The following is a 10,208-nucleotide window of genomic DNA, read 5'->3' on the forward strand; positions in this document are numbered from 1 at the left end:
TTTCTGCTCATCTTCTTCCATCACAAGGTGTCCACCTATTTTGGTGGACACCTCATGCATCAGAGCACTCAACAGCAAAAGGTGCGGGGAAATTCGCGCTTACTCTAAATCTGCTCATCGGCACGATCGTCATAAGCCTGACGGTGCTGGTTCACACCTTTGGCCTTATCGCCGTCACACATGCGATGGGATATCTTGTCTCCCGCTTTCGCATGCACGGGCGCCGCAGCCGCATCGTGGCGATGATCAGCGTGGTGATGGGCCTCTTTGCCGTCATGACCGCGGAGGTGTGGCTCTGGGCCGGGCTATACCGGTTGCTCGATATCTTCGCCGATTTCGAAACGGCGTTGTACTTTTCCACCATCACCTTCTCGACGGTCGGCTATGGCGACATCGTGCCAGCTCACGCGTGGCGTGTCCTGGCGGCGCTGGAGGGCGTGAACGGGTTCTTGCTCATCGGCTGGTCGACCGCCTACCTGATCGCAGCCGGCACCCGTATCGGACCGTTCAAGGCCGGTGAGCATTTCTGACCAACCGATGCGCAGACTTGCTCCCGATCAATGATTGCGTGGCATTCTGTTGGTAGGCTTTCCCGATGGGTGCTTAGGCAAGAGCGACTTGCCTTCTGCTTCTTTCGGCGAATTGACTACGTGCTAATCGGAGGAAAGAAATCAGTTTCGGGAGGATGAGTATGGGCGAAAAACTATACGGTCATCATGCTGACCGCATTCAAGCGGCGATTGCTTCGGACGCTGCGGCGACGTCGGCGTTGGTTGCGTCCTGGCGCCGGTCTTCCAATTTGCATCGGCTCGATCCAGCTGACCGCAGCCCTCCACATTATCTGACCGAGGCCGAACTGGGGCAGGCCCGGCAACGCATCGAACCTCTCGTCAACGCCGCGCAATCAAGTCTCGATCGTCTCTATCTTGCGGTAGGCGGCGTCGGATGCTGCGTCCTACTCGCCGATCGTGACGGCGTGCCGATCGAACGGCGCGGCGCGCCCGTAGACGACAAGACGTTTCATTCCTGGGGTTTGTGGACTGGCTCGGTCTGGAATGAGGAAAGCCAGGGCACCAACGGAATTGGCACCTGTCTTGTCGAAGGGCGCGCGCTGACAATTCACCGTGACCAACATTTCCATACGCGCAACACGGTACTCAGTTGCACCACCGCCCCGATCCACGATCACGAGGGGAATCTTGTGGCTGCTCTTGACGTGTCTTCCTGCCGGGCTGACCTGATCGAGGCCTTCGCCAATCTCATTTCGATCGCCGTGATCGACGCGGCGCGCCGGATCGAGGCGGAGAACTTCAGGATGGCATTCCCGAAGGCGCGAATTCTGCTGGCGCCGGTGAGCGACAAAGGCTCCGGCGCGCTCATCGCCGTCGATGCCGACGAGCTCGTGGTCGGCGCGACCCGTTCGGCCCGCCTGGCACTTGGCATTACGCAGCAGTGCCTCGACAAACCAATGCCCGCCGCCGATCTGCTCGGCTGGGCCGAGAGTGACTCCAAAATTCTCGCTGAGGCAGAGCGCGCAGCTCTGCAGCGAGCGCTGGCACGGGCAGACGGAAATGTCTCCGCTGCGGCTCAGGCACTTGGGATTAGCCGCGCGACGCTTCACCGCAAACTCAACCGCCTTTATGTTCACCGGACGCACTGACCTTTCGATCTGACTGTCGCAATTCTGCGACACATCGCCTCCGACCACTGTGACCGGTACGGTGACAACCACAGGCGGAAATCGCAAGTCTCTTCCGAAGCGTCGCATCCCGCGACGTCAGCTTTGGGAGGAATACGCATGAACAAGGTTGAATTCTCACGCTCGGTCAAGGCGCCCTTCGACAAGCGCTACGGCAATTTCATCGGCGGGAAATGGGCCGAGCCCCGCGCCGGCCGCTACTTCGAGAACTTCTCGCCGGTGAACGGTCAGCTACTTTGCGAGGTGGCGCGCTCGGATGCCCAGGACATCGAGGTGGCCTTGGACGCGGCACATGCCGCCAAGGACGCCTGGGGGCGCACCAGCGTTGCTGAGCGGTCACTCATCCTCAACCGCATCGCCGATCGCATGGAGGAGAACCTCGATCTCCTCGCATGCGCTGAAACATGGGACAACGGCAAGCCGATCCGTGAAACAACCGCCGCCGACCTGCCCTTGGCCATCGACCATTTCCGCTATTTCGCGGGCGCCGTGCGCGGCCAGGAAGGGAGCCTTTCCCAGATCGACGACGACACCGTCGCCTATCATTTCCATGAGCCGCTCGGGGTGGTTGGCCAGATCATCCCCTGGAATTTTCCGCTGCTGATGGCATGCTGGAAGCTTGCTCCCGCGCTCGCCGCGGGAAACTGCGTCGTGCTGAAGCCTGCCGAGCAGACCCCGGCTGCCATCCTGCTGTGGGCCGACCTTATTGGCGATCTGCTGCCGCCGGGCGTGCTCAACATCGTCAACGGCTTTGGTCTCGAGGCGGGCAAGCCACTCGCGTCGTCGCCGCGCATTGCCAAGATCGCCTTTACCGGCGAGACCACGACGGGCCGGCTGATCATGCAATATGCCAGCCAGAACCTTATCCCCGTAACACTGGAATTGGGCGGCAAATCGCCAAACATCTTCTTCAAGGATGTTGTCGCCGAGGACGACGATTTCTTCGACAAGGCGATCGAAGGCTTCGTCATGTTTGCGCTAAACCAGGGCGAGGTCTGTACCTGCCCGAGCCGCGCGCTCATCCATGAATCGATCTACGATACGTTCATGGAACGCGCGCTGAAGCGCGTCGAGGCGATCGTGCAGGGCGATCCGCTCGATCCGGCGACGATGATTGGCGCCCAGGCCTCGTCCGAGCAGTTGGAGAAGATCCTGTCCTATATCGACATCGGCCGCCAGGAAGGCGCGGAGGTGCTGACCGGTGGCGCCCGCAATGTTCTGCCTGGTGATCTGGCGGGCGGCTATTACGTCAAGCCGACCGTGTTCAAGGGACACAACAAAATGCGCATCTTCCAGGAGGAGATCTTCGGGCCGGTGGTTTCTGTCACGACCTTCAAGGACGATGACGAAGCGCTCAGCATTGCCAACGACACGCTTTACGGCCTCGGGGCCGGGGTCTGGACCCGCGATGGCAACCGTGCCTATCGTTTCGGCCGTGCGATCCAGGCCGGCCGCGTCTGGACCAACTGCTACCACGCCTATCCCGCGCATGCGGCCTTCGGCGGCTACAAGCAGTCTGGCATCGGCCGCGAGACACACAAGATGATGCTCGACCACTATCAGCAGACCAAGAACATGCTGGTCAGCTATAGCCCGAAGAGGCTCGGCTTCTTCTGATCACCTCTTTGCCCCACAGGCGCGGCCCCGCGCGGGGCCGCGCCCATAATGGCTGGAAACCGGATTAGATTATGCATGCAAAAGTCACGGCGACGCCGGAAGCGCTTGAACTGATCGCGGAGATTGTTGCCGAGCACGGACCAGTGCTGTTTCATCAATCGGGCGGCTGCTGCGACGGGTCTTCGCCGATGTGCTATCCGCGTGCTGACTTCATCGTCGGCGATCAGGATGTGTTGCTCGGCCACATCGGCGACGCACCCTTCTATATCGGGGCTTCGCAATTCGAGGTGTGGAAGCATACCGATCTCATCATCGACGTAGTGCCTGGCCGCGGCGGCATGTTCTCCCTCGATAACGGACGGGAGAAGCGATTCCTGACACGGTCGAAGATCTGCGCTGTTCAGATCGGGAGGTAGCCTTCCCAACCGACTGCAGCCGATGCTCAGACCGCTACCGAATGCCTGGCCTTGCCGGTTTCGAAATATTTGTCGAACTTTGCCGCGATGCTCCTGACAAATGGCCGGCTTTCCGCAGGCACGACGAAGCGGTCACCATCAAGTTCAAGCAACCGCGCAGGACCATCAAGAGCCGTGGAACTCGCCTCGAGGAGAAGTCTTTGGCCGGCTTCGCCAAAGCGCTCCACCAGCTCAATCGCCGAGAAGGCGAAGTCACACATCAATCGCTCGATGATCCAGCCGCGAACACGGTCGTCGTCGGAAAGCGCGATACCCCGAACAGCGGCCAGCCCGCCATCAGCAACCATACGTCCATACTCGGCGGTCGAAGGCATATTCTGTGCATAGCCCTGGCGAAACTGGCTGATGGATGACGGGCCAAGGCCGATCAAGGTCTCGCAGCGATCCTCGGTATAGCCCTGAAAGTTCCGGTGCAGTGTTCCGGCGCGGGCGGCAAGCGCGAGGGCATCGCCCGGTTTGGCGAAATGGTCGAGGCCGATTGCTTCGTATCCCTGGTCCACGATCGCCCGCGCCGCCAATTGCGATTGAGCAAATCGCTCCTCTGGCCCTGGCAGCCACGCCTCGTCGATCATCGTCTGATGTCTCTTGAACCACGGCACATGGGCGTAGCCAAAAAGCGCGATCCGATCCGGTTCCAGGGTCAGTGCCTGTGCAACCGTGGAGGCGACGCTCTCCCTGGTCTGATGCGGCAGGCCGTAGAGCAGATCGAGATTGACGGATTCGACGCCGCGCGAACGAACGCCATCAACAACCGTCTTGGTCTGCAAAAAGCTCTGCTCGCGGTTGATCGCTTTCTGCACCTTCGGGTCGAAATCCTGGACGCCGAGGCTCGCACGGGTCATGCCGATTTCGGCGAGTGCATCGAGGCGGGCATCGTCCATATCGTTGGGTTCGATCTCAACGCTGATCTTTGCACCGGGCAGAAACGTGAAGCTGTTGCGCAGGACGGTTCCCAGCGCCACCAGATCCTCCGGTTTGAGCATCGTTGGCGAACCGCCGCCGAAATGGACGGCACGCACGCGGCCCTTGCCTGCGACAAGACTGGAGACGGTGGCGATCTCGGCATCCAGTGAGCGCAGATATGTGGTCACTGGTTCGTAGTGGCGTGTCTGCTTGGTATGGCAAGCGCAGAACCAGCAAAGCTTGTCGCAATACGGGATGTGCAGATAGAGCGAGATCTCATCGCCATCGTTGAGCGCCTGCAGCCAGCCACGACAAATTGCAGCATCAACGCCTGCATGAAAATGCGGCGCTGTTGGGTAGCTTGTATAGCGCGGCACGTTCTCACCAAGTCTGGCAACTAATTCTGACCGCATGTCTCTATCCGCTCCACTTTGCATGGCGCGACATTGCTCACATTGGACGCCGGCGGCCTTGATTTCGGTCAATGCCATCTTGCCGCGGACAAACTGCCGCAAGGCTTTTTCGGGCGGATGCTATATCCTGCTGGCACCTTCGGATTTCTCGGACCATCGTGGTGTCAGTGCGTCAGGATGTACACAGCGCCGGCGTTCCCGTGCTTTGCCAATCATGCGAAGCGCGCCACCATGGTGTATGCGGTGCGCTCGATCCCGATCAACTGGTGGGCCTGGCCAAAACCTCGTCGAAGCATACCGTTGAACCGGGCGCAGAACTGATTGGCGACACCGAGACCGTCGACAGTTATTCGAACGTGCTTTCCGGCGTGGTGAAGCTGACAAAGAGCCTGTCGGACGGACGCCAGCAGATTGTCGGCCTCCAGTTCGCCCCCGATTTTCTGGGGCGGCCCTTCAAGGTGGAAAGCGCAATCAACGCCGAAGCCGCAACGTCCGTTTCCCTGTGTTCGTTTCCAAGGGCGTCCGTCGAAAGGATGATGAGAGAGTCGCCAGAACTCGAGCACCGCCTGCTCAAGCAGACGCTGAACGAACTCGACGAGGCACGCGACTGGATGGTCACGCTGGGCCGCAAGACCGCTGCGGAAAAAGTGGCGAGCTTTCTGCTGATGATTGCCAGAAACATCGATCCCACGCTCGATCCGGCCGCTCAGTCGACAAGTTTCGATCTGCCGTTGACGCGCGCCGATATCGCCGATTTCCTTGGCCTGACGATCGAGACAGTGAGCCGGCAGCTAACCCGACTGCGATCAGATGGAGTGATCCGGATCGAGAACAATCGGGAAGTCACCGTCGACAAGCTGACCCGGCTACAACGACGCTCTGGCGACTAGGATCAATCGACGATCCCGATCATCGGCAGGACGTGCTCGCGTTCAAACGCGATGTGCCGGCGCAAGCTCTCGAACAGGCCGCGCAACATGAAACCGATGGCTTCGGGGTTCTCGACCGTCTCGCCGTGACCGATGGCCAGCAGAGTTTCGGTCACCTCGCCGGCAAAGCATTCATCCTCGACATGTTCGGCCCGCAAGCGCCTGGTTGAGGCAAGGTTCGCATTGCTGCCTCCCGTGGCCTCCTCATAGGCGGGGAAGATGACCGTCTCTTCGTATCGATGAATGTCGCGCAGCAGCGGAATGATCGCGTTGGCCGTGCCGAGGCACTTCAGACGGTCGACCCTGGGCAAGGCATCTGCAATTGTCTCCAAAGCATCGCAGAGCTGCAGCTTTTCCCTGTGCGCGCGCCTCATGACGGCAGCCGGGACCGCTTCTCTGCTGGATCGACCAGCTGGTATGGGATTTTCATCGCCTTCGTCGAACAGCGGCGATCCCTGCCATTTCTTCCGGTTCAACGTCGGCCTCCGGTCGTTTGCAAGGGCCACGCTGCCCAATCCGAAAGGGCTGAGCTTTGACATGGATCAAGGCGGCGACACCGCGACTGCGGAATTGGTGTCAAGCGGATTGGTATCCGCGCATCCCAATCCGAGGTCGGGGACATCTCATGAAGTTCGGCACGCAAATCTTCGCCTTGGGCCTGTTCACATTTGCGGCCCTTGTGGCAGCCGGGTTCGGTGTGGACGAGCCATTCCGGCAGCATATGTGGGTCCTGTTTTTTGTGCTGCTCGGCTTTGTCGCCATCCTCATTCGCAACACGAGTTTCGAAGTAGCTGCTCCGATCGACCCGTCCGCCTACATGGATGGGCCAATCCGCTATGGCGCCATCGCCACCATGTTCTGGGGTGTCGTCGGCATGCTGGTCGGCGTCGTCATTGCGCTGCAACTTGCCTACCCCGATCTCAACATTCAGCCCTGGTTTAACTTCGGCCGTTTACGGCCATTGCATACGTCGGGCGTCGTCTTCGCCTTCGGCGGCAATGCGCTGCTCTGCACGTCATTGTATGTCGTGCAACGAACCTGCCGCGCTCGGCTGTTCGGCGGCGATCTCGGCTGGTTCGTGTTCTGGGGCTACCAGCTCTTCATCGTTATGGCGGCGACCGGCTACCTGCTCGGCATCACCGAGAGCCGCGAATACGCCGAGCCCGAATGGTATGTAGACGTCTGGCTGACCATCGTCTGGGTCGCCTATCTCATCCTGTTCCTCGGCACGATCCTGAAGCGCAAGGAGCCGCACATCTACGTCGCCAACTGGTTTTATCTCTCCTTCATCGTCACCATCGCGATGCTGCATGTGGTCAACAACCTGTCGATGCCGGCCTCATTCCTGGGTTCCAAGAGCTACTCCGCCTTTTCCGGTGTCCAGGACGCCCTGACGCAATGGTGGTACGGCCACAACGCGGTCGGCTTTTTCCTCACCGCCGGCTTCCTCGGCATGATGTATTACTTCGTGCCCAAGCAGGCGAACCGGCCGGTCTATTCTTACCGCCTGTCGATCATCCACTTCTGGGCGATCATCTTCCTCTACATCTGGGCCGGTCCGCATCACCTGCACTACACCGCCCTGCCCGACTGGGCGCAGACGCTCGGCATGGTGTTTTCGATCATGCTGTGGATGCCGTCATGGGGCGGCATGATCAACGGCCTGATGACGCTGTCGGGCGCCTGGGACAAGCTACGCACCGATCCCATTATCCGCATGATGGTGATGGCCATCGCCTTCTACGGCATGTCGACCTTCGAGGGCCCGATGATGTCGATCAAGACGGTCAATTCGCTGTCGCACTATACCGACTGGACCATAGGTCACGTGCACTCCGGTGCGCTCGGCTGGGTCGGGATGATCTCGTTCGGCGCGATCTATTACATGGTGCCGAAGCTTTGGAATCGCCAACGGCTCTATTCGCTGCGGCTGGTCACCTGGCACTTCTGGCTGGCGACGCTCGGCATCGTCGTCTACGCGGCCGTCATGTGGGTGTCTGGCATCATGCAGGGCCTGATGTGGCGCGAATACGACGAGCAGGGCTTCCTGGTCTACTCCTTTGCCGAAACCGTGGCCGCCATGCACCCCTACTATGTCATGCGCGCCATCGGCGGGGCCATGTACCTCTCCGGCGCCCTGATCATGGCCTGGAACATCGCCATGACCATCCTCGGCTACCAGCGCGAGGAGGAGCCGATGCCCGGCGCTGTTCCCGCCCTTCAGCCTGCCGAATAAGGAGCCAGACAATGGGCTTGATGGACAAACACGCGATCATCGAGAAGAACGCTACGCTTCTTCTCGTTGGCTCTCTTCTTGTGGTGACGGTCGGCGGCATCGTCGAGATCGCACCGCTCTTCTATCTCGACAACACGATCGAGAAGGTGGAAGGCATGCGCCCTTACTCGCCACTCGAACTGGTGGGGCGCAACATCTATGTGCGTGAGGGCTGCTACCTCTGCCATAGCCAGATGATCAGGCCATTCCGCGACGAGGTCGAGCGCTATGGTCACTACAGTCTGGCGGCCGAGTCGATGTACGATCATCCTTTCCAATGGGGATCGAAGCGCACCGGACCGGACCTCGCCAGGGTTGGCGACCGCTACTCTAATCTATGGCATGTCGAGCACCTTACGGATCCGCGTTCGGTGGTGCCTGAATCAATCATGCCGAGCTATGCGTTCCTGAAAGACACGCCGATCGATGTGAAGGACTTCTCTACGCATCTGGTCGCCAACAGGCGGGTCGGCGTCCCCTACTCCGACGACATGATCGCGCACGCCAACGCCGATCTGATGACGCAAGCCGATCCCAACGCCGACACATCCGGCCTCGATGCCCGCTACCCCAAAGCCAAGATCGGCGACTTCGACGGCAACCCGCAACAGGTCACCGAAATGGATGCCCTCGTCGCCTATCTCCAGATGCTCGGCACGCTGGTCGATTTCAAGAACTACGACGAAGCCGCCGGCTACCGCTGAGAGGAGTTTTACCCATGGATTACAATTTGATGCGGGAGTTCGCCGACAGCTGGGGTCTGGTCGCCATGGCTCTGTTCTTTGTCGGCGCGATCGCCTTTGCCCTGCGCCCCGGCAGCCGCAAGCTTGCCGACGAAGCTGCCCGGATTCCTCTTGAGGACGAGTGATCATGAGCGACGAGCATATCGATGAGATCTCTGGCGTTTCGACCACTGGTCATGAATGGGATGGTATTCGCGAGCTGAACAACCCGCTCCCGCGCTGGTGGGTCATTACCTTCTACATCACCATTGTCTGGGCGATCGGATACACCATCGCCTATCCGGCATGGCCTCTGCTGCATTCGGCAAGCAAGGGCGTGCTTGGCTATTCGAGCCGCAACGAGGTCGGTCACGAGTTGATGGCGGCCGAGGTGGCCAAGGGCAAATACGTCACGGCAATAGAATCGAAAAACGTCTCTGAGATTGCCGCCGACGATACACTGCGCGAATTCGCGGTCGCTGCCGGCGGCGCCGCGTTCAAGCTCAATTGCGTGCAGTGCCATGGTTCCGGCGCCCAGGGCTCCAAGGGCTTCCCCAACCTCAATGACGACGACTGGCTGTGGGGCGGCAAGGCGGACCAGATCCAGCAGACGATTACGCATGGCATCCGCTTCGCCTCCGATCCGGATACGCGCCTGTCGGAAATGCCAGCCTTCGGCGACATCATCACCGCAGACCAGATCAAACAGGTCAGCGCCTATGTTGCTAGCCTGTCCCAAACCGTCGGCGATCAATCGTTGGTGGTGCCCGGCGCTAAGGTTTTTGCCGAAAACTGCGTGGCCTGTCACGGCGACAATGCAATCGGCAACAAGGAGCTCGGCGCTCCTGATCTGACCGATGCCATCTGGCTCTACGGATCGGGCGAAGCGGCCATCGCCGCCCAGGTCGCCGCGCCGAAACAGGGCGTGATGCCGGCCTGGGGCGCGCGGCTGGGCGAAACCAGGATCAAGGAGCTGGCGGTCTACGTGCATTCGCTAGGCGGTGGAGAATAGGAACGGGGGGCTATTCTCCGGCCCTCACCGTCCAAGCGACGAGGCCCGGCTCTGCCGGGCCTCGATTTGTTTGCGTGTACCCGGCGATTGACCTGCATCAACGCGGCGCAATCCAGTCGACGGCAAAATCCGCTCGACGCTGTATTTCGCGCACCTGTCTGC

11 protein-coding genes are annotated in these 10,208 nt (G+C 60.3%); 9 read left to right on the top strand and 2 right to left on the bottom strand.

The genetic code is table 11. The features are described 5' to 3' along the window. The 4 genes from NKH49_RS31440 to NKH49_RS31455 all read left to right on the top strand — a co-directional run. A partial coding sequence (locus NKH49_RS31440) for a potassium channel family protein (RefSeq protein ID WP_352929384.1) occupies positions 1-530 on the top strand: 530 nt, incomplete at its 5' end. A gap of 161 nt (positions 531-691) precedes the next feature. Continuing rightward, entirely contained in the window at positions 692-1,660 is a 969-nt protein-coding gene (locus tag NKH49_RS31445; protein WP_352929406.1) for a GAF domain-containing protein, read from the top strand. 138 nt (positions 1,661-1,798) lie between these two features. Beyond that, complete coding sequence (gene adh / locus NKH49_RS31450; RefSeq protein WP_352473154.1) at positions 1,799-3,316, top strand: aldehyde dehydrogenase; 1,518 nt, start codon at positions 1,799-1,801, stop codon at positions 3,314-3,316. A 71-nt stretch (positions 3,317-3,387) separates the two neighbouring features. Then, a complete protein-coding gene (locus NKH49_RS31455) occupies positions 3,388-3,732 on the top strand; it encodes a DUF779 domain-containing protein (protein ID WP_352473153.1) in 345 nt (114 codons plus the stop codon). Between the two features lie 26 nt (positions 3,733-3,758). Here NKH49_RS31455 and hemN read toward each other — a convergent pair whose 3' ends face one another. Further along, entirely contained in the window at positions 3,759-5,108 is a 1,350-nt protein-coding gene (gene hemN, locus NKH49_RS31460) for an oxygen-independent coproporphyrinogen III oxidase (RefSeq protein ID WP_352473151.1), read from the bottom strand. A gap of 161 nt (positions 5,109-5,269) precedes the next feature. Here hemN and NKH49_RS31465 point away from each other — a divergent pair, with 161 nt between their 5' ends. Beyond that, entirely contained in the window at positions 5,270-5,998 is a 729-nt protein-coding gene (locus tag NKH49_RS31465; protein WP_352473150.1) for a Crp/Fnr family transcriptional regulator, read from the top strand. Between the two features lie 2 nt (positions 5,999-6,000). Here the strand turns inward: NKH49_RS31465 and NKH49_RS31470 are convergent, their stop codons facing one another. Beyond that, positions 6,001-6,411, bottom strand: a complete 411-nt coding sequence (locus tag NKH49_RS31470) for a hemerythrin domain-containing protein (RefSeq protein WP_352473148.1) — start codon at positions 6,409-6,411, stop codon at positions 6,001-6,003. A 251-nt stretch (positions 6,412-6,662) separates the two neighbouring features. Between NKH49_RS31470 and ccoN the strand changes: the two genes are divergently transcribed. Genes ccoN through ccoP form a run of 4 tightly spaced genes read left to right on the top strand, consistent with a single transcriptional unit; the run spans position 6,663 to position 10,046 of the window. Further along, positions 6,663-8,273 (top strand): cytochrome-c oxidase, cbb3-type subunit I, encoded by a 1,611-nt coding sequence (gene ccoN, locus NKH49_RS31475; RefSeq protein WP_352473147.1) that lies wholly within the window; start codon positions 6,663-6,665, stop codon positions 8,271-8,273. Positions 8,274-8,284: 11 nt separating this feature from the next. Then, positions 8,285-9,016 (top strand): cytochrome-c oxidase, cbb3-type subunit II, encoded by a 732-nt coding sequence (ccoO, locus tag NKH49_RS31480; RefSeq protein ID WP_352473146.1) that lies wholly within the window; start codon positions 8,285-8,287, stop codon positions 9,014-9,016. 14 nt (positions 9,017-9,030) lie between these two features. Further along, on the top strand, positions 9,031-9,180 hold the full coding sequence (locus NKH49_RS31485) for a CcoQ/FixQ family Cbb3-type cytochrome c oxidase assembly chaperone (RefSeq protein ID WP_023759205.1): 150 nt from the start codon (positions 9,031-9,033) through the stop codon (positions 9,178-9,180). 2 nt (positions 9,181-9,182) lie between these two features. Beyond that, positions 9,183-10,046 (top strand): cytochrome-c oxidase, cbb3-type subunit III, encoded by an 864-nt coding sequence (ccoP, locus tag NKH49_RS31490; protein ID WP_352473144.1) that lies wholly within the window; start codon positions 9,183-9,185, stop codon positions 10,044-10,046. Positions 10,047-10,208 lie beyond the last annotated feature (162 nt).

The sequence above is a fragment of the Mesorhizobium sp. M1088 genome, from assembly GCF_040318575.1.
Classification (GTDB): domain Bacteria; phylum Pseudomonadota; class Alphaproteobacteria; order Rhizobiales; family Rhizobiaceae; genus Mesorhizobium.

Coding starts and splice junctions, on each gene's coding strand:
- NKH49_RS31445 (WP_352929406.1), top strand. CDS start 692: ATGGGCGAAAAACTATACGGTCATCATGCTGACCGCATTCAAGCGGCG.
- adh (WP_352473154.1), top strand. CDS start 1,799: ATGAACAAGGTTGAATTCTCACGCTCGGTCAAGGCGCCCTTCGACAAG.
- NKH49_RS31455 (WP_352473153.1), top strand. CDS start 3,388: ATGCATGCAAAAGTCACGGCGACGCCGGAAGCGCTTGAACTGATCGCG.
- hemN (WP_352473151.1), bottom strand. CDS start 5,108: ATGCGGTCAGAATTAGTTGCCAGACTTGGTGAGAACGTGCCGCGCTAT.
- NKH49_RS31470 (WP_352473148.1), bottom strand. CDS start 6,411: ATGAGGCGCGCGCACAGGGAAAAGCTGCAGCTCTGCGATGCTTTGGAG.
- ccoN (WP_352473147.1), top strand. CDS start 6,663: ATGAAGTTCGGCACGCAAATCTTCGCCTTGGGCCTGTTCACATTTGCG.
- ccoO (WP_352473146.1), top strand. CDS start 8,285: ATGGGCTTGATGGACAAACACGCGATCATCGAGAAGAACGCTACGCTT.
- NKH49_RS31485 (WP_023759205.1), top strand. CDS start 9,031: ATGGATTACAATTTGATGCGGGAGTTCGCCGACAGCTGGGGTCTGGTC.
- ccoP (WP_352473144.1), top strand. CDS start 9,183: ATGAGCGACGAGCATATCGATGAGATCTCTGGCGTTTCGACCACTGGT.